General features: G+C 64.1%; 12 protein-coding genes. 6 read left to right on the top strand and 6 right to left on the bottom strand.

Annotated features, from left to right (window positions below; all coding sequences use genetic code 11):
* Positions 1–104: 104 nt before the first annotated feature.
* On the bottom strand, positions 105–1,538 hold the full coding sequence (locus tag DUGA2_RS26870) for an IgA Peptidase M64 (RefSeq protein ID WP_070272496.1): 1,434 nt from the start codon (positions 1,536–1,538) through the stop codon (positions 105–107).
* 398 nt (positions 1,539–1,936) lie between these two features.
* On the opposite strand from DUGA2_RS26870, the gene DUGA2_RS26865 reads away from it, so the two are divergent.
* Entirely contained in the window at positions 1,937–2,416 is a 480-nt protein-coding gene (locus DUGA2_RS26865; protein WP_070272465.1) for a hypothetical protein, read from the top strand.
* A 203-nt stretch (positions 2,417–2,619) separates the two neighbouring features.
* On the opposite strand, the gene DUGA2_RS26860 is transcribed toward DUGA2_RS26865, so the two are convergent.
* The 3 genes from DUGA2_RS26860 to DUGA2_RS26850 form a co-directional block, all read right to left on the bottom strand.
* The gene (locus DUGA2_RS26860; protein WP_070272464.1) at positions 2,620–3,861 is read right to left on the bottom strand and encodes a cyanophycinase; all 1,242 of its coding nucleotides are present in this window, start codon (positions 3,859–3,861) and stop codon (positions 2,620–2,622) included.
* A 75-nt stretch (positions 3,862–3,936) separates the two neighbouring features.
* Complete coding sequence (locus tag DUGA2_RS26855; RefSeq protein ID WP_070272463.1) at positions 3,937–5,259, bottom strand: cyanophycinase; 1,323 nt, start codon at positions 5,257–5,259, stop codon at positions 3,937–3,939.
* A 108-nt stretch (positions 5,260–5,367) separates the two neighbouring features.
* Positions 5,368–8,136 (bottom strand): TonB-dependent receptor, encoded by a 2,769-nt coding sequence (locus DUGA2_RS26850; RefSeq protein WP_083296489.1) that lies wholly within the window; start codon positions 8,134–8,136, stop codon positions 5,368–5,370.
* A 169-nt stretch (positions 8,137–8,305) separates the two neighbouring features.
* On the opposite strand from DUGA2_RS26850, the gene DUGA2_RS26845 reads away from it, so the two are divergent.
* Together DUGA2_RS26845 and DUGA2_RS26840 are read left to right on the top strand one after the other, a co-directional pair.
* Positions 8,306–9,445 carry a succinylglutamate desuccinylase/aspartoacylase family protein gene (locus DUGA2_RS26845; protein ID WP_070272461.1) on the top strand — a complete coding sequence of 380 codons (1,140 nt, stop codon included), beginning with the start codon at positions 8,306–8,308 and terminating at the stop codon, positions 9,443–9,445.
* Positions 9,446–9,456: 11 nt separating this feature from the next.
* Positions 9,457–10,851: a YfcC family protein gene (locus DUGA2_RS26840; RefSeq protein ID WP_229214781.1), complete on the top strand. Its 1,395-nt coding sequence runs from the start codon at positions 9,457–9,459 to the stop codon at positions 10,849–10,851.
* 144 nt (positions 10,852–10,995) lie between these two features.
* On the opposite strand, the gene DUGA2_RS26835 is transcribed toward DUGA2_RS26840, so the two are convergent.
* The gene (locus tag DUGA2_RS26835) at positions 10,996–11,421 is read right to left on the bottom strand and encodes a GNAT family N-acetyltransferase (protein WP_141753391.1); all 426 of its coding nucleotides are present in this window, start codon (positions 11,419–11,421) and stop codon (positions 10,996–10,998) included.
* A gap of 98 nt (positions 11,422–11,519) precedes the next feature.
* On the opposite strand from DUGA2_RS26835, the gene argH reads away from it, so the two are divergent.
* On the top strand, positions 11,520–12,917 hold the full coding sequence (gene argH, locus DUGA2_RS26830; protein WP_070272459.1) for an argininosuccinate lyase: 1,398 nt from the start codon (positions 11,520–11,522) through the stop codon (positions 12,915–12,917).
* A 2-nt stretch (positions 12,918–12,919) separates the two neighbouring features.
* Positions 12,920–13,576, top strand: coding sequence for a DUF6445 family protein (locus tag DUGA2_RS26825; protein WP_070272458.1), 657 nt, complete (start codon positions 12,920–12,922; stop codon positions 13,574–13,576).
* A 4-nt stretch (positions 13,577–13,580) separates the two neighbouring features.
* Here DUGA2_RS26825 and DUGA2_RS26820 read toward each other — a convergent pair whose 3' ends face one another.
* Positions 13,581–14,237, bottom strand: a complete 657-nt coding sequence (locus DUGA2_RS26820) for a hypothetical protein (RefSeq protein ID WP_070272457.1) — start codon at positions 14,235–14,237, stop codon at positions 13,581–13,583.
* 772 nt (positions 14,238–15,009) lie between these two features.
* Here DUGA2_RS26820 and DUGA2_RS26815 point away from each other — a divergent pair.
* Positions 15,010–17,553 carry a M4 family metallopeptidase gene (locus DUGA2_RS26815; protein ID WP_070272456.1) on the top strand — a complete coding sequence of 848 codons (2,544 nt, stop codon included), beginning with the start codon at positions 15,010–15,012 and terminating at the stop codon, positions 17,551–17,553.
* Positions 17,554–17,611: the final 58 nt, after the last annotated feature.

Genomic DNA, 17,611 nt, shown 5'->3' with positions numbered 1-17,611 from the left:
TGTTTCCTCTCAAAGTTTTATTTGGATGCGTTCTTGTTCTTGCCACGTATTCAGAATAGGCCTATGAGCGGAAGCACTCTGTACGGTAGCGTACTTAAACGAAATTACTTGCCAGTCCCCGGGCGCGAGTACAAATCGATGATGGCGCCGATGGCGTCCGCGCAGACGGCGCAGAACTTCTCGCTACGGTCGAACATGATGCACTGCATCTGCGGGCGGTAGTAGCCGCTGGCCTCGTAGTTGGCGCCCTCGAACGCGCCCACCGTGTGAAAGTGCGGATCCTTGGAGAACAGCGCGGCGGTCGAATCGAGATCCTTGCGGAACAAGGCGCTCATCTCCGATTCCGGCCGGTTGGCGGCACGCAGCGCGGCGCGCTCCTTCTGGTAGGCACGCGACGCTGTTTCATAGGTGTCCTTCTGCCACGGCGTCGGCAGCGGCGTGCCGGCCTTGACGAACTTCTTCCATTTCAGGTTGGCCGGATCGCGCAGCGCCGTCGCATTCGGCTCCCACGGCTCCTGGCGCGTGCCGTTCGACTGGTACGCCACCGGCGAGGTGTAGTACTCGTCGGCCAGGCCGGCGAAGTGGTGGCCGAATTCGTGCACGAACAGATAATTGGCCCAATCGTTGTTGGCCGCCGCGGTGCTGAACTGGCCGAAGATGCCGCCGCCGCCGTAGGTCTCGTTGTTCACCAGGATCTCGATGAACTCATATGGCGCGTACTGCGCCAGCTCGCGCAGCGCGCGGTTGTCGGTGGTGAGCACGTAACGCTCGCTGCCGAAGATGTCGTAGCGCGTGCCCAGCGGCGATGCGTGATGCACGCCGGTCGAAGGACGCGACACGCCCGATTCCTCGGTCGGCAGCGCCAGCGCCCAGACGTTGAAGTCCTTGGCGCGCTCCTTGAACGGCGAAGTGTCGAACAGATGGTCGGCCAGCTTGCGCGCGGTCGCTTCGAACTTGGCCATGTCGGCCTTGGTGTAGCCGTCGCCCAGGATCAGCAGGTCGACCTTGTCCGGCGACGGGCCGTTGACGCGGATGGCGATCGGCTTGGGCGCGGCGGCCATCGATGCCGGCGGCGTCTGTTTGCGCACCACGTCCATCGCGTCGGTATCGATGTCGGCGGTCCACGCCACCGAGAAGGCGTTGCGGTCGTCGCGCTTCAGGATGCGCACGCGCACCGGGCGGTCCGGCTTGGGAAAGCGCACCGACTCCTGGAAGCCGCGATTGGCGCGCGTCGCCTCGTCGGTGCTGCGCCACTCGGCGAAGATGGTGGAGAAGCCGCGCGAGTACAGCAGCTCGCCGGTCTTGGCGTCCACCACCTCGACCAGGTTATTGCCGCGATTGGTATTGTCGATGGTGGCGCGCATATCGCCCGGCCACGGCAGCGGCTCGATCACCACGCGCTCCATCGCGTAGCTTTCATTGAGCGCGTTGCCGCTGTGGAGGTAGTCGAGACGGACGGTGGCGGGTTGCGCGGCCAGCGCCGGCAGCGCGGCGACGGCCGTGAAGGCGGCCAATGCAAAGGATAAAAGGCGGCTCATGGTCATCCTGTGGTCAAGTTACGAAGACCGCCATTGTAATCCCGGCAGGACAGGGTGATGGAGATGGGCTGCGCACCCGCCGCACTGAAACCTCCCACTTTTTCCGCTGGATTTTACCTGTTCATCCTGTTTTTACAGCGACAGCCAAAATCAGTCGAAAGCATCAGGATTTTAGTACCCCAAGGGCTTGGGTATTCCAAATCGCAACTTAGTCTAATTCAGTCCAATTGGAGCTGAATGCGGCTAATTCAGTCTACTATTCGCAAGCGCAATCTAAAACAGTCCATGAATCCGAGCGCGAAATCTATTTTGGTCCCGTTTTAAAGGCGAAAAGTCTAAAGCGAACCATAGTCCGTTTCCTGGGTCTAACTTTTAGACTCATTTCAAAGGACTCAATCATGGCGTTCGAAGCGAAGAAACCCATATATTTGCCTGTCACGGACTTCCTGAACTTGGAATTCCATTTGATGGATACCCGTCCAGGCGTCAAACCTGATGCCTTTGTGACGGAACTGGTCCACCGCTGGTTGGCGATTGAAATGGAACGGCTCGCACTGCGCAAGAACGGCCAGGCGACGCGTGGTTTTCAATGGAAGAATGTCTTCCTCCCCGATGGAACCAGTTTACGGACCAGCTATCAACACACATTTGAATTCGCCAAGGTGGTCGGCGATCGCATCCTGTCCGACGATGGAGAGTCCGTGACTCCCTCGCTGCTCGCCAATCGGCACGCGAAAGGACGCAATGCCTGGCGCTTTATCTGGCTACGCTTTCCTGGCGACGACTACTGGGTCCGTGCCGACGGTTGCAGGACGCGCTTTACCGAACAACAGCGAAGGCGCGCAATCAAAGAAGTTGATGCATCTGGATTAGTCTAAACCGTCTTGACGGAGAGTCTAATTCGGTCCCGAGCTTGCTTTGCAGAGTCGATTTCAGTCTAACGAATTGGGCATCCAGTCGATTTCAGTCTAAAGAATTCGCCGCCCCGTCGATTCTAGACGTCATTAGACTGAATTGGCGCGGTTTCGACCGAATTAGACTCTGTGGCTAAAAGGAGTGCCCAACTCCCCGGGCGGCGAACCTAGTTTTTCTGCGTCAGCGACTGGCCGATATCGAGCGGCCGGATATCGAGCCGCATGTTCAGTATCGAATAGCTTTGCGGCGCGGCCGACGCGTAGCCCACACTGTCGCGCGTCTTGGAAAAAGTGAACTGGAAGCCCAGCTCCGGCAGCGCCGTGTTGCGGCCACTGGTGGCGATGCCGATCGCCTCGCTGCGGCGGTTGTTCATCAAATTCTCCATCAGCTCCACCACCGCGTTCTTGCCCAGGATGTCGGCCGAAAACACCGGATCGCGCAGCACCGCCGCATGCGCCTTCAACTTGCCGGACGCCTTGGCCTCCGACGGCGTGAAGGTATGCGTGCCCAGGTCGTACTTGTCGCCCCGGTCCAGATAGCTGATCACCGCATTGGAGACATTGAAGCCGCCGCTGGCCGGATCGGTAGTCGCTCGCGACAAGTCGATCAGCAGCGCCCCCTTGTGGCCGACGATCTCCACCCTGCGCCGGCTATCGACCACCATCGCAGTGTTCTCATCGATGCCCAGCCCGAACTTGTAGCCCTTCTTGAGCATGGCCGGTATCATGCGCGCAAAACGGCCGCGCACCAGCAGGTGCTGGTCGACGAACACGTCGTCGCCGATGAAGCCCAGCCCCGGGGCGATCTCCCTGCCCTCGGTGACGCCGCCGCGCAGGGTGGCGAACACGGTGTTGGGCGCATAGAACATGGTGCTGCTCATGATGGCCGCGCCGGCGCTGCTGCCCGCCACCACGCCGCCGTTACGGTACAAATCCCACACCGCGTCCAACACCGCGCTGCGGCTGCCATCCTCGCGCACCAGCGCCTGCGTGATGCGCGCCTGGTCGCCGCCGACGAAGAACACGCCGCCGGCGCCGCGCACCGCCGCCGCCAGTTCGGGATCGTCGGCCACCTTGCGGAAATCGCTGTCGGCCAGCTTGACGGCCAGCGGCACCAGGAAGGCGTCCGCGCCGTACTGTTTGAGATAGCCGACGATGGCCTCCCCCACCGGCGCCGGATCGGCGGCAGCCGACGGCAGCACCGCCACCCGCGCCCCCGGCCCGCCCGCCAGCAGCACGATGCGCTGCCAGACATCGGCGTTGTCGGCCCGCAGATTGCCACCGATAATGACCAGCGAGCCCTTTGGCGCGGGCGCGGGCGAGGCGCCCGGCGCCGCCAGCGCCCCGCCCAGCGGCACCGCCAGCATCAGCGCCGCCTGCAGGCAGTGCTTCAAGATTGACATCCGCATAATCGCTCCCGCAATGAAAAATGGGATGGCGCCCGAGGCACCATCCCATCCAATATACCCGATTTCGCGCCGCCGCTAGCGGTAGCGGTACAACGGCTGCTGCAGTTGTATCGGGCGGATATCCATGCGCAGCTTGAGCACCGAATAGGCCTCCACCTCGGTCGAGCTGTAGCCGACGCTGTTGATGGTTTTACTGAAGCGGAACTCGAAGCCCAGGTCCGGATAGGCGTCGCGCGGATTGCCGAAGGCGATGCCGATGGCTTCCTGCTGCGCGTTGTCGATCAGGTTGACCATCAAATCCAGCACCGCGTTGTTCCCCAGGATGTCGTTGGTGAACACCGGCTCGCGGGTGTCGGGCTGGTTGGGATCGAGCTTGTTGTCCGCCTTGTCCGCCGACGGCGTGAACTCGCGCGTCACCAGATTGAACTTGTCGCCCCGGTCCAGATAGCTGATGGTGGCGTTGCTGATGTTGAAGCCCTTGATGCCGCGGTCGGTGATCGCCGCCGACAGGTCCAGCAACAGCGCGCCGCTGTAACCGATGATCTCCACATCGCGCTTGGCGTTGACCACCATGGCGCTGTTCTCGTCGATGCCCAGGCCGATCTGGTAGCCCTTCTTCAGCATCACCGGGATCATGCGCGCAAAGCGGCCGCGCACCAGCAGGTGCTGGTCGACGAACACGTCGTCGCCGATGAAGCCCAGGCCCGGGGCGATCTCGTGGCCGTCGTTGACGCCTTGCTTGAGCATGTCCAGCGTCGGCTTGGCGTCGTAGAACATGGTGGTGCTCATGATGGCCGCGCCGGCGCTGCTGCCCGCCACGACGCCGCCGTCGCGGTACACGTCCCACACCGCATCCAGCGCCGCCGTGTGCTTGCCGTCCGGGCGCACCAGCGCCTTGGTGATGCGGGCCTGGTCGCCGCCAGTGAAGTAGATGCCGGTGGCCGAATGGATGGCCGCCACCACCTCCGGATCCTCGGCCGCCTTGCGGTAGTCGCTATTGGGCAGCGTCACGCCCAGCGGAATGAAGAAGGCCTGCGCGCCATACTGATTGAGCTTGTTGACCGTGTTCTGGGCCGATTTCTCGGGATTGATCGAGGCCGAGCCGAACACGCCGATGCGCGCGCCCTTGCCGCCGGCCAGTGTCACGATGCGCTGCCAGACTTCGGCGTTGTCGGCGCGCAGACCGCCGCCGATGATGACCAGGTTGCCCGCCGGCGGCGCCAGCACGGGCTTGGGCGGCGGCACCGCCTTGGCCGGCTTGCTGGACTTGACCAGCACCTGCGGCGTCTTGCCGGCCGGCGTGGAAACCGCCACCTGCGCCGCACACACGCCGCCGCCGACGAATACCAGCAGCCATAGCATGACGAGACGCCGCAGCGTAAAACCTGTTAATTTCATGTTGCCCTTCCGATGAAAACCGGCGCCAGGGCTCTCGCCCGGCGCCGTCGATAATGCAGATGATACCAATCTATTACTGAATACGGCTTAAAGCATCATTACGTTACATTACTTGAAGGCGTAATTGGCGCTGGCGTAGAAACGGCGGCCGCGCGGATCGGTGTAGGTCGGATCATAGCCGGAGATGAAGAACGCGGCCTGGTTCGAGTACGGCGGTGCGGTGTTGAACAGGTTCTGCAGCCCGGCGCGCAGCTTGAACGCCTTGCTGACCTGCCAGGCGCCCGACAGGTCCCACAGCGAATACGCCTTCACGCGGTTGGCCGCCACCACCGTGCCGTCGTCGGTGTTGATCGCCGAGTTCTGGTCTTCATAGCCGGTCGAATAGGTGTTCGACAGGCTGGCCGAGTACGGGCCACGGTCCCAGTCGAAGGTGACGGTGTGGCGCCAGCGCGGCACCACGCCGTCGGTGACGAAGCGTCCCAGGTTGCTGACATAGGGATCGCCCACCGCGTTCTGGATCTTCGAATCGAGCACATAGGTGCCCGACAGGTGGCCGCCGAAGTTGCCAGCCCAGGTCTTGACGCCCTTGAAGTCCAGCGTCAGGTCCAGGCCCGTGGCCTGCTGGGCGCCGCGGTTTTCCTTGTGCAGCTCGATGTAGTCGATCAAGCCGTTGGCCTTGCGGTGCACCAGGTTGCCGTACTTGGCCAGGTTGCCCAGCACGATGTCGTCGCCGATCTCGGCGATCAGGTCCGTGCGCTTGATGTTCCAGTAGTCCAGCGTCATCGAGGCCTGCTTGGTCGGCTCGATCACCATGCCCACCGAGTATTGGCGGCTATGCTCTGGCTTCAGGTTGGCGTTCGAATAGCGGTGGGTTTCCCAGTTGTCGGCACAGTCGGCGTAGTTGTTGTCCACCGTCGCGCAGTAGGCCGGATCGGGCAGCGTGGCGGTACTGTTGACCACCGTCGGTCGGTACATGTCCGACATCGACGGCGCGCGGAAGCCGCGGCCGGCCGAGGCGCGGAACAGCATGGTCTTGGCCGGCATGTAGGTGACGCCCACTTTCGGGCTGGCGGCGCCGCCGATCACCTGGTAGTGATCGTAGCGCGCCGACAGCTGCGCCTCCCACTCCTTGGTGAACGGCAGCAGCAGCTCGCCGTACACCGCCTGCACGGTGCGCTTGTCGCTGGTCGGGCGGCCGCCGTCGGGCGCGGAATCGTTGTTGATGTTATCGCTCAGCAGCAGCGCCGACGGCGTGAAGTCGGTGCGCTCGTGGCGCACCTCGCCGCCCACCGCCAGCGCGGCCTCGCCGCCGGCCAGCGTGCCGACCGCGTGCGATACCTTGAAGTCGATCGAATCCATCACGCCGCGCGCATGGCGCACGTCGTCGTTGACCTGGATCGAATCGAGCAGCGCGCGGCCGGCCGCGTCGGACGGGCCGAAGGGATTGATCACGCCGTCGTAGATGCCCTGCACCAGCTTGTCATACAGCAGATAGCCGTGGGTGTCCTTGTCCTTGATGGTGTTGACGCTGTGGTTCAAGGCGACGTCGTAATCGAAGCCGTTGACGCTGCCGGTCAGGCCCACGACGAAGCGCTGGCTTTCGCTGGTCAATTCGCTGGTGCGGCGGCCGGCGTCGTTGAGGCGGATGCGCAGCTCGACATCGCCGACCACGTCGTCGTCGGCGCTGGCCTCATCGGAGGTCAGGTCGTACTTGGCCAGCGCCGGAATGCGCTTGTAGTTGACCGGCGCGGCCACGCGCGCCGACGACGCCACGTAGGTGGTCTTGGAGCGGCTCAGCGCCACCTCGGCGAACAGCTGGTTGTTGGCGTTCAGCTGCAGCACCCCGCGGCTGAGCAGGTTGACCTTGTCCGACTTCGGATACAGCTCGGTGTCGCCCATGTAGTTGTAGGTGCAGGCATCGACACCGCCGATACCGGCCGGCAGGTACAGATTTGCCGGCGCCGAGCAGCCCGGAATTGACGGGTTGATGGTGCGGTTGGTGATCGGCTTGCCGTTGATGGTGAAGCCCTGCTCCTGCAGGTAGTCGCGCTGGGCGCCGGTCAGGCGGATATTGGCCGGCGACGTATAGCCCGACAGCAGGTGCGGCAGGCGCTCGGGGATCTGCAGGTTGCCGATGAACTTGCGCTGCGAGGTGCTCAGCGCGTCGGTGCGCTGCACGTCCACCACCGCGAACACGTTGTAGCCATCCTTGGCGACGTCGCCGGTGCCTGCGGTGAGGGTGGCGGTGCGCTTGCCGGCGCCGCCCTCCTTGGTCTTGCTGCCGTAGGCGTTCAGCTCCACGCCCTGGAAGTCCTTGCGCGTGATGAAGTTGATCACGCCGCCGATGGCGTCGGTGCCGTACAGCGCCGAGGCGCCGTCCAGCAGCACCTCGACGCGCTGGATGGCGGCGGCCGGGATGTTGTTCAAGTCGACGCCGGTGTCGTCGCCGGGCGAGGCGAAGTTGGCCATGCGGCGGCCGTTGAGCAGCACCAGCGTGGACGAGGTGCCGATGCCGCGCAGGTTGGCGCTGTTGAAGCCGCGCTGATCATGGCCGTCGGTGATGCTGGCGCCGTCGGTCAGGCCGCCGACGTTGGCCGACACGCGCGCCATCAGCTCCGAGGCGGTGGTGACGCCGGCCTTCTCGATCTCTTCGCGGGTGATGACCTGTACCGGCAATGCGGTTTCCGATTCGATGCGGCGGATCGCCGAGCCGGTGATCTCCACCTTGGGAATCGGCGCGGCGCTGGTGGTGGCCGGCGCGTCCTGCGCCACTGCCGGCTGGATCAGCGCCAGCAAACCCGTCACCGCGCCCGCGCTCAAGGCCAGTCGCACCGACTGTGTCATCGTCGTTACCCGCATGCTGTGTACTACACCCATAATTTTCTCTCTGGCGGTTATGTAAACAATTCTAAATAATTCTATTAAACTAACTGTACGCACATCGCCGCCAAAACTCAAGAAACCGGCCCCCCTTTCGCCGCCCAGCGATTTACTTTGTGAAAATAGTGCTACATACTCAATCTTTGTCGAAAAAGTCCGCCCCGCCATGCAAGTACACAAACATCCCCTCTCCGGCCCGCACAGCAACGCCGCCTTCGAACTGACCAGCCTCCACTTCGGCGCCCCGGGCGCCGGCAAGAAGGTCTACATCCAGGCCTCGCTGCACGCCGACGAAGTGCCCGGCATGCTGGTGGCGCAGTATCTGCGCAAGACGCTGACGGCGCTGGAAGCGGCCGGCCGCATCGCCGGCGAAGTGATACTGGTGCCGGCCGCGAACCCGATCGGCCTGGCGCAGGCCATCCACGGCGCCGCCTTCGGCCGCTTCGACCTCACCACCGGCATCAACTTCAACCGCTCGTACAAGCACGTGGCGGACGACCTGAAAAAATCGCTGGCCGGCCTGCTGGGGCAGGATGCCGACGCCAACGTGCGCCTGATCCGCGAACACGCGCGCGCCTCGATCGCCGCCTGGCAGCCGTCCACCGACGCCGACACGCTGAAGAAAACCTTGATGACGCTGGCGGTCGACGCCGACATCGTGCTCGATCTGCACTGCGACAACGAGGCCGTGCTGCACATCTACGCCGGCACGCCGCTGGCCGAAGGCATCGCGCCGCTGTCGGCCATCATGGGCGCACACGCGCTGCTGCTGGCCTACCAGGCCGGCGGCGAACCGTTCGACGAAGCCTGCAGCCGCCTGTGGTGGGACCTGGACCAGCACTTCGAAGGCCGCTATCCGATCCCCGCCGCCTGCCTGTCGACCACCATCGAGCTGCGCGGCGAAATGGAAGTGAGCTACGCGCTGGCCGAGCGCGACGCCGCGGGCCTGATCCAGTTCCTGACGCTGAACGGCGTGCTGCAGGCGGAAGACGCCGCGGCCGCGGCGGCGGCCGCCGTGCTGCCCGCGCCGCTGTGCGCGGCCACGCCGCTGGAAGGCGTCGAGCCGCTGTACGCGCCGCACGCCGGCATCCTGGTCTACACCCGCGAGCTGGGCGCGCACGTGGCGCCGGGCGACGCCGTGGCCGACCTGATCGATCCGGTCAGCGGCGAGACCACGACGATACGCGCCGGCGTGGCCGGCGTGTTCTTCGCCCGCAGCGCGCACCGCCACGTCATCCGTGGCATGAACGTCGGCAAAGTCGCCGGCGCCCAGGCCTACCGCGCCGGCGATCTGCTGAGCCAATGACATCGACTCCCATGACCACTAAAAAATTCAAGCTGCCGCACACCTTCGTCCTGCTGTTCATCATCCTGGCATTGATCGCGGCGGCCACCTGGCTGGTCCCCGGCGGCAAATACGACACCCATCTGGTCAACGGCAAGCAGCTGATCGATCCGTCCAGCTTCCACTACATCGCCAGCGCGCCGCAGGGCGTGACGGCGCTGATGAAGGCGCCGATCAAGGGCTTCGTCGACGCCGCGCTGATCATCGGCTTCGTGCTGATCGTCGGCGGCGCCTTCTCCGTGCTGCAGAAGACCGAAGCGGTGGACGCGATGATCAAGTCGCTGGCGCGCGCGCACGAGAGCTCGGTGTTCATCCAGAAGGCGCTGATACCGGTGTTCGTCACCATGTTCTCGATCGGCGGCGCCACCTTCGGCATGAATGAGGAAGCCATACCGTTTATATTGATTTTCGTGCCGCTGGCGCTGGCCCTGGGCTACGACACCGTCACCGGCGTATCGATCCCCTTCCTGGGTTCGCAGGTTGGTTTTTCGGCCGCGTTCCTGAACCCCTTCAACGTCGGCATCGCCCAGGGCATCGCCGGCGTTCCGGTGTTTTCCGGCTGGGCCTACCGGCTGATCGTGTGGTTCATCGCCACCGCCATCACCATCGCGTTCCTGATGTGGTACGCCGCGCGCGTGAAGAAGACGCCGGAGCTGAGCCCGACCTACGCGCTGGACCTGGAAAAGCGCCGCGAGCAGCCGCACGGCCTGGGCGAGTTCCACGGCATGACGAACAACCACAAGCTGGTGCTGGCGATCTTCGTCGGTTCGCTGGCGATCATGGTGGGCGGCGTGGTCGGCTACGACTGGTACATCGACGAAATCGCCGCGTTGTTCCTGACCATGGGCATCGTCATCGGCCTGGTGGGCAAGCTCGATTCGACGCAGATCGTCGAAGCCTTCATCCAGGGCGCGCGCGACCTGGTGGGCACGGCGCTGGTGATCGCGCTGGCGCGCGGCACCATGATCCTGGCGCGCGACGCCCACATCATCGACACCATGCTGCACGCGCTGATGCCGTTGGTGCAGTCGTCGAGCCCCGTGTTCGCGGCGTGGAAGATGTTCGGCATCCAGACCGTGATCAACTTTTTCATCCACTCCGGCAGCGGCCAGGCGGCGCTGACCATGCCGATCATGGCGCCGCTGGCGGACCTGGTGGGCGTGACGCGCCAGACCGCGATCCTGGCCTTCCAGTTCGGCGAGTTCACCACGCCGATGATCCCAACGTCGGGCATCACCGTCGGCGTGCTCGCGCTGGCGCGCATCCCGTGGATCACCTGGGCCAAGTGGATGGTGCCGCTGCAGCTGATCTACGCGGTGCTGGCGCTGGCCCTGCTGGTGCCGCCCTGCCTGATGAACTGGCAATAAAACATTGGGGTCAAGTCTGACATTTGGACACGAACTCGACTGTAGCCCGCATTACAGTTGAGCCTGTGTCCAAATGTCAGACTTGACCCCAGCCTGCAAATGTCAGACTTGACCCCAGCCTGTGACCCCAGCCTGGACACCAGCCTAGTTGCTGTAGATGTTGGGGAAGTAGCGCTCCATCAGCGTCGCCGGCCGCGACGGCGGCGTGAAGCCGAATTTCTCGTACAGGCCGTGGGCGTCGCCGGTCGCCAGCGTGAAGCGGCGCAGGCCTTGCAAATCCGGGTGGCCCAGCACCGCCTCCATCAGCTGCTTGCTGAAGCCCCGGCCGCGAAACTCCGGCAGCACGAACACGTCGAGCAGGTTGGCGAAGGTGGCGCAGTCCGTCACCACGCGCGCAAAACCGATCTGCCGCCCCTCCAGATACGCGCCGAAACACAGCGAATGCTCGATCGCCCGCTCCAGCACCGCCAGCGGCATGCCGATCGCCCATGTCGACTGCTCGCTGATAAATTGATGAATCAGCGGCACGTCCAGATCCGCCTTGTTGGTGCCGATGTGCAGAGTCGTCATGATTTCGATAATCAAAAAGCCAATGTTGACATATTTTTGAGCAGCTTGCGGTTTATAATCGTTGTCGACATCAATCACACGCACAAGCCTTCCCCACTATGACTGCACAACTTTCCAAAAAAAGCGAAGCCTGGTCGGCCCGTTTTAACGAACCCGTCTCGGACCTGGTCAAACGCTACACCGCCTCCGTCTTCTTCGACAAGCGCCTGGCCAAGGCCGACATCCAGGGCTCGCTGGCCCACGCCGAAATGCTGGCCGCGCAGGGCATCATCAGCGCCGCCGACCGCGCCGAGATCGAACGCGGCATGGCGCAGATCTCGTCCGAGATCGAAGCCGGCCAGTTCGAATGGCTGCTGGACCTGGAAGACGTGCACCTGAATATCGAAAAACGCCTGACCGAACTGGTGGGCGACGCCGGCAAGCGCCTGCACACCGGCCGCTCCCGCAACGACCAGGTGGCCACCGACATCCGCCTCTACGTGCGCGCCGCCATCGACGACGTGGTCGAGCTGCTGGGCGCCCTGCGCGGCGCCCTGACCGACCTGGCCGAGAAGAACGCCGACACCATCATGCCCGGCTTCACCCACATGCAGGTGGCGCAGCCGATCACCTTCGGCCACCACATGCTGGCCTACGTCGAAATGTTCGGCCGCGACGCCGAGCGCATGGCCGACTGCCGCAAGCGCGTCAACCGCCTGCCGCTGGGCGCCGCCGCGCTGGCCGGCACCACCTTCCCGATCGACCGCGAACGCGTCGCCAGGACGCTGGACTTCGACGACGTTTGCCACAACTCGCTGGACGCCGTGTCCGACCGCGACTTCGCCATCGAGTTCACCGCCGCCGCCTCGCTGATCATGACCCACGTCTCGCGCATGTCGGAAGAACTGGTGATCTGGATGAGCCCACGCGTGGGCTTCATCGACATCGCCGACCGCTTCTGCACCGGCTCGTCGATCATGCCGCAAAAGAAAAACCCGGACGTGCCGGAACTGGCGCGCGGCAAGACCGGCCGCGTGTACGGCCACCTGATGGGCCTGCTGACCCTGATGAAAGGCCAGCCGCTGGCCTACAACAAGGACAACCAGGAAGACAAGGAACCGCTGTTCGACACCGTCGACACCGTGGTCGACACGCTGCGCATCTTCGCCGACATGGCCGGCGGCATCAGCGTCAAGCCGGAAGCGATGCGCGCCGCCGCGCTGCAGGGCTACGCCACCGCCACCGACCTGGCCGACTACCTGGTCAAGAAAGGCCTGCCGTTCCGCGACGCCCACGAAGCCGTGGCCCACGCCGTGCGCGCCTGCGACGACCTGAAGATCGACCTGGCCGAGATGTCGCTGGACCAGCTGCGCGCCTACTCGACGCTGATCGAGCAGGACGTGTTCGCCGTGCTGACGCTGGAAGGCTCGGTCGCCGCGCGCGACCACGTCGGCGGCACCGCGCCCAACCAGGTGCGCAAGGCCATCGCCCGCGTGCGCGGGCAACTCGCCAAGTAAGCATGGCGCGCCCCACGCTCACCTATCGCAAACCGCAGCTGGGGCGCGATTACTGGGTCATGGACAACATCCTGCCGAACGCGGAGGAAGTGGCCAAACGCTGCTTCGCCCGCGAGGACTGGGAGCTCGGCGCGCCGCACCGCCCGGAACCATGGCCCGGCATGCGCAGCAAGGGCGCGCTGCTGCCGGACGAACTGGCGCAGGTGGAAGCCTGGGTCAAGAAAGTCACCGGCGCGAAGAAGCTGTGGCAGGAAGCCACGCCGACGGGCAGCACGCTCAATCACAACTACGTGCAGCTGGTGGGCGGCATCGAGTCCGGCCCGCGTCCGCATACCGATTCGCTCAAGCTGTGCCGCTACGCGGCGGTGATCTACCTGTCGCCCGAGCCGCTGCCGGAAGCCGGCACCTCGTTCTACCGCCTGCGCTATCCGGACGGCACGCTGGGCGGCAACTACTGCAGCCCGCCGCACGCCAACCTGCGCGAGGCGCTGGGCGTCACCAGCCTGCCGCCCCAGGCCTGGCACGAAGAACACCACGTCGACAACCGCTTCAACCGCATGCTGCTGTACCGCGCCAACATGGTGCACTCGGCCAGCGGCTACTTCGGCTGCGACCGTGACGACAAGCGCATGACCGCCGTCTTCTTCTGGATGGCCTGAGCCCTTACTGCGTCACGATCTTCGAAAGAACCGTGAACGCCGCGCCGGTCTGGTTCTGCTCCAGCAGGATGGTCAGCTCGGTGTAGGTGCAGATCATGTTGACCAGGTTGATCTTGTCCCACGCCAGCTGCTTGAGGATTGCATGATAGATGCCGGGCGTGCGGCTGGTGTCCGGATTCAGGTGCAGCGTCACCGCGTTCAGGTTGTCCTGCCGCGCCAGCAGCCGCTCGTTGGCGAACACCTCCTCCACCATCCCCGTCAGCACCCGGCTGCAGATCACCATCACCTCATTGACGCCGCGCGTGACGGTGACGAAGGCGCCGCGCATCGGCTCGGCCTTGGACAGCAGCTGGCGGTGGCATTCGTTGATGCTGTCCGAATAGCGGTAGGTGTACTCGGTCAGTTCGGTGCGCGTGGTCAGCTCGCCGGTCTTCTGCGCCAGCGCCATCTCGTGGCGGCTCGCCTCCGGCAGGCGCTCGGCCACGCGGCGCAGCGCCATCACCACCGCCGCCTGCCCGACCGGCTTCCACATATCGCTTTCAAGCTGCGGCTGCAGCTGGCGCGCCAGTTCCGACAGGTTGATCAGATTGCGCCGCAACCCTTCGGTGAGAAAGGACGACTCCATGACGATGCGTTCTACTTTGGTAGCAATCGACAGCATACAAGCTCCCCTGTCCGCGCGCCGGCGGACAAAAACAAAACAGATAGCAGGCGCTGGGCCGGACTGCACACCGTGGTCGGCGGCGGCGCGGCGACGCAATCCCCGGCCGTCGTCCCGGATGGGGTGCGGCGGCAGACAGGACGCGGCAAGCGATGTTAAATGGAGGCTAGGCTAAAGCGGGGGCGGCGCCGTGGTGTGAGCGGCGCGCAGTGCGCGGGCGGAACTGACGTTGTGCGTTGGGTATGCGGTCATTTTCTTCTTCCTGTGGTTCCCGTTGCGCTTGTTACCAAGGGTCGTGCCCTGCGCTTTTTATATGCCAGTCACGAACGTTATTTGTGCTGGCGTCAACTAGTTTAATTCGCAATATTAGAACTCTGCAACCACGATTTGCTGAATTTTTGGGCATAGTGTTGTGAAGCCACCGAAAATAGAGCTCAGCATCTACTTCGTTGTTGATATAAGACAAACCCCGTCTATCGTGCGCGTTGTAGCCGCGCGCATCTGGTATGCACGGCGGTTTTTGCTCCCCTTCCGCATCGTTCGGTGCCTCGTGGAATTGTCTAATTTCGGACATTTTTTTATTCTGTGACTAATTTTCCAAGTTTTTTGACTTCGTGATCTCGACAGGAATAGTGTCGCCCCTACTCGCCGTTTTGCCTCAAAAAAAACGCTGTCCGGCCACCGCCGGCACGGCGCTGGGAACGCCGGGTTGGCCACTATCCCGGCCAAGGCTGCACCAAGCGAAAACACACACAGACCCCATGGAGAAGAGATGACTTTACGTAAGACCCTACTTGCTGCTTCCATCGTCGCCGCACTGCCGATGATGGCGTCCAACGCAGCCCAAGCGGCGGCACAGCTCATGTCCGCACCGGTGGCCCAGGCCTCTCCACAAGAGAGCGCCGGGCTGGTGGCCAAACTCGCCGCACTGGACAACCAGCGCGGCCTGAGCGCAGACCACAGCTTCCGCATCGCCAGCCAGCACCCTGGCGTGGTCGGCGAGAAGATCACCCGCGCCAACCACACGTTCAAAGGCTTGCGCGTGTTCGGTTCGGAATCGGTGGTCGTCACCAACGACGCCGGCGACATCATCAGCGAATCGGTGTCGGACCGCCGCGCCAAGCTCGATGCCGGCGCCGCCGCATCGGGCGGCGGCCGCTCCGCCACCGTCGCCCCGGCCGACTGGACCCCTACGCTGAGCACCACCGACGCCATCGCGCAGGTGGTCAAGACCGTGGCGCCGAACGGCACCCACCGCTGGGAACCGAAAGCCGAGCTGCTGATCTATCCGGTGATGAAATCGGTGCGCGTGGCCTCGGCCCTGAAGAAGTCCGAATCGGCGCTCAACGCCCTGGACCTGGAGGAAGTGGTCGACCACTACGAGCTGGCCTACTTCGTGCAAACCCGCATGGCCGACAATGGCAAGCTGGTCTACTTCGACACCATGGTCAACGCCAAGACCGGCGCCGTGATCGCCCAGTGGAAAGCGCTGCAGACCGTGGTCGGCACCGGCAACAGCCAGTACAACGGCGCCGTGCCTATCCAGACCTCGCAGTCGGGCAGCACCTACAAAATGCTGGACTCCACGCGCGGCACCGGCGGCACCTACGGCGGCATGGCGATCACCAACGCCAACCACAGCTCGGCCAACAACCCGAACGCCGGCAGCATCTACACCAACAGCACCAACACCTGGGGCGACGGCAAGCAGTACATCAACGGCGGCAGCACCACCAACGCCAACGGCCAGACCGCCGCGGTGAACGCGCTGTGGGGCTTGATGAACACCTACGACGCGCTGAAAAACGTGTTGGGCTGGCAGTCGCTGGACGGTAACAACACCGCCACCTACATCGCCGCCCACGTCGACACCCAGTACGACAACGCCTTCTTCGAACCTGGCTGCAAGTGCATGTACATCGGCGACGGCTCCAGCTTCTACAGCCTCGGTTCGATCGACGTGATCGGCCACGAGATGTCGCACGGCGTCACCGACGCCACCTCCAACCTGACCTACTCCGGCGAATCGGGCGGCTTGAACGAATCGAACTCGGACATCGGCGGCGAGATGGTCGAAGCCTACGCCCGCAACGGCGGCACCGGCAACGTGATCCCGGCATCGGGCAACGACTGGATGATGGGCAAGGAGATCAGCAAATCCGGCCAGCCGCTGCGCTGGATGTACAAGCCTAGCAAGGACGGCGGCAGCCCGGACGCCTGGAGCAGCACGATCAAGAACCTCGACGTGCACTACTCCAGCGGCCCTAACAACCGCATGTTCTACTTCCTGTCGCAAGGTTCGAACGCCAGCTCGTCGAGCGACTACTACTCGAAATACCTGGTCAAGAGCCCTGCCGCCATGACCGGCATCGGCAACGACAAGGCGTTCCGCATCTGGTTCAAGGCGCTGACCACCAAGTTCACCTCCTCGACCAACTACGCCGACGCCCGCAGCAAGGTGCTGGCCTCGGCGACGGAACTGTATGGCGCAGGCTCGAAAGAAGTCATCGCCGTCACCCGCGCCTACGCTGCGATCAACGTCGGCGCCGACGTCGACGAATCGCCGGCGCCGGGCGGCGTGTCGATCACGACCCAGCCGAACAGCGTGACCGTGGCGGCCGGCGCGACCGCGTCGTTCACCGTCGGCGCCACCGGCGGCACCGCACCGTACAGCTACAAGTGGTACCGTAACGGCGCCGCCATCTCCGGCGCCACCTCGGCCACCTACTCGCTGACGGCGCAAACCGCCGACAACGGCGCGGTGTTCAACGCCGTGGTCAGCGACTCGTCGTCGCCGGTCAAAACCGCTACCTCGGGCAACGCCACGCTGACCGTCGGCTCCACCGGCGGCGGCACCGAGCGCGTCACCAACGGCGGCTTCGAATCGGGCGCCACCGGCTGGAGCGGCACCACCGGCGTGATCGGCAACTACAGCGGCCAGACCGCCTACGAAGGCAGCAAGTTCGCCTGGTTGGGCGGCAATGGCACCACGGCCAGCGAAACCATCACCCAGGCCGTGACCATCCCGTCGACCGCCAGCTCGGCCACGCTGACCTTCGCGCTGCACATCGACACCGCTGAAACCGACCCTACCGTCTACGACAAGCTGGTGGTCACGGTGAAGAACAGCTCCGGTGCGGTGCTGAGCACCCTGGCTACGTACAGCAACGTGAACGCCGCCAGCGGCTATCAGGTGCGTACCTTCAACCTGAGCGCGTACAAAGGCCAGACCGTCACCCTGTCGTTCGCGATGACGGAAGACTCCAGCCTGCAAACCTCGTTCGTGGTGGACAAGGTCAGCCTGATCACCCAGTAAGTGAGGTGACGCAGCCCCGCCTGACCCGACGGGGCTGATTTTTACGGGGGCGGCAGCC

The organism is Duganella sp. HH101, from assembly GCF_001758795.1.
In the GTDB taxonomy this organism is placed as follows: domain Bacteria; phylum Pseudomonadota; class Gammaproteobacteria; order Burkholderiales; family Burkholderiaceae_D; genus Rugamonas; species Rugamonas rivuli.
This window is presented reverse-complemented; position numbering and strand designations above follow the sequence as displayed.

What these genes read in the sequence shown, in the direction of transcription:
- DUGA2_RS26845 (WP_070272461.1), top strand. Translation starts at nt 8,306, where the DNA reads ATGCAAGTACACAAACATCCCCTCTCCGGCCCGCACAGCAACGCCGCC.
- DUGA2_RS26815 (WP_070272456.1), top strand. Translation starts at nt 15,010, where the DNA reads ATGACTTTACGTAAGACCCTACTTGCTGCTTCCATCGTCGCCGCACTG.
- DUGA2_RS26850 (WP_083296489.1), bottom strand. Translation starts at nt 8,136, where the DNA reads ATGGGTGTAGTACACAGCATGCGGGTAACGACGATGACACAGTCGGTG.
- DUGA2_RS26870 (WP_070272496.1), bottom strand. Translation starts at nt 1,538, where the DNA reads ATGAGCCGCCTTTTATCCTTTGCATTGGCCGCCTTCACGGCCGTCGCC.
- DUGA2_RS26820 (WP_070272457.1), bottom strand. Translation starts at nt 14,237, where the DNA reads ATGCTGTCGATTGCTACCAAAGTAGAACGCATCGTCATGGAGTCGTCC.
- DUGA2_RS26835 (WP_141753391.1), bottom strand. Translation starts at nt 11,421, where the DNA reads ATGACGACTCTGCACATCGGCACCAACAAGGCGGATCTGGACGTGCCG.
- DUGA2_RS26840 (WP_229214781.1), top strand. Translation starts at nt 9,457, where the DNA reads ATGACCACTAAAAAATTCAAGCTGCCGCACACCTTCGTCCTGCTGTTC.
- DUGA2_RS26855 (WP_070272463.1), bottom strand. Translation starts at nt 5,259, where the DNA reads ATGAAATTAACAGGTTTTACGCTGCGGCGTCTCGTCATGCTATGGCTG.
- DUGA2_RS26865 (WP_070272465.1), top strand. Translation starts at nt 1,937, where the DNA reads ATGGCGTTCGAAGCGAAGAAACCCATATATTTGCCTGTCACGGACTTC.
- argH (WP_070272459.1), top strand. Translation starts at nt 11,520, where the DNA reads ATGACTGCACAACTTTCCAAAAAAAGCGAAGCCTGGTCGGCCCGTTTT.
- DUGA2_RS26825 (WP_070272458.1), top strand. Translation starts at nt 12,920, where the DNA reads ATGGCGCGCCCCACGCTCACCTATCGCAAACCGCAGCTGGGGCGCGAT.
- DUGA2_RS26860 (WP_070272464.1), bottom strand. Translation starts at nt 3,861, where the DNA reads ATGCGGATGTCAATCTTGAAGCACTGCCTGCAGGCGGCGCTGATGCTG.